Below are 986 nucleotides of genomic sequence, written 5' to 3' on the forward strand. Positions count from 1 at the left end.
GTGTGCGTGCGAAAAGATGGCGCTCTTCGTCGGTTACCGACGGTGATCTGGCCGTGGTGTTGCCGACCGCTGGTGATGGCAACATTGGCGATCAGGCGATGCTGCAAAGTCTGTGTGAGAACGTTCCTTATCGCAGGATCGTAGTGCTAGTAGAATCAGCTAGAAGTTTTAGAAAGGTCTACGTCGAGCATCGAAGCATCGTTTACGTGGAGGTCCCGGGGCTTACCGGCGGAGCCGGCCTATTCAAACGGCCTCAGCTCCTGAAGCGGTTCATGCAGGTGCTTGCGCCCGCTGTGGCATTTTATGTGGTCGGCGCAGACATCATGGATGGCGGTTACGACCCACGCGAGACGGTGTGCCGGAGCTCGCTTGTGAACGTCGCGACCATTATGGGGAAGAAGGCCACGATCACGGGATTCTCCTGGAACGGGCAGGCTGATCCAACGGCGACGTGGGCTCTCCGTCGTGCGTCTCTGCATTCGCGCCTCATCGTTCGAGATCCCGTGTCCTACATGCGGCTTCACAGTCAGATTCCGTCGGCGGAGTTGGGGTCTGACCTAGTATTTGCGGTTCCGAATAGGCCGGCAGTTACGGAGTACTCAGAGTGGTTAGCGTATCGAGGAGCTTCCACTTCAACGTTGGTGGTCAACTGCAGCGGTCTCTTGCTGAAGAACGCGGCACTCCTCGACGCATTCTATGAGGTTGTCGCGAATATGCTCGACGGAGGCGTGAGGGTCTTAATTCTCCCTCACGTGATCCGCACTTCGGACGACGACCTGGTCGCGTGCCGCAGCTTGGCCCAACGAGTGGGCGCACGTGATAATTTTCGCCTCGTAGAAGAGCTCCTCCTCCCTGATGAGGTCTCGCACATCGTGTCAAATGCTGATGCGGTTCTCACGGCCCGTATGCACCTCGCAATCCTCGCGATGCGAAATGGCGTCCCGGCGGCAGTCGTAGGGACTCAGCGCAAGGTAGAAGGGCTACTC

At 58.1% G+C, this 986-nt stretch carries 1 protein-coding gene; it reads left to right on the forward strand.

What is annotated here, in order from left to right; all coding sequences use genetic code 11:
* Window positions 1-53: 53 nt before the first annotated feature.
* Window positions 54-986 (forward strand): polysaccharide pyruvyl transferase family protein (locus DC432_RS16105; RefSeq protein ID WP_165801323.1); only part of this gene is annotated, 933 nt, incomplete at its 3' end.

It is taken from the genome of Microbacterium testaceum, assembly GCF_003075375.1.
Classification (GTDB): Bacteria; Actinomycetota; Actinomycetes; order Actinomycetales; family Microbacteriaceae; genus Microbacterium; species Microbacterium testaceum_E.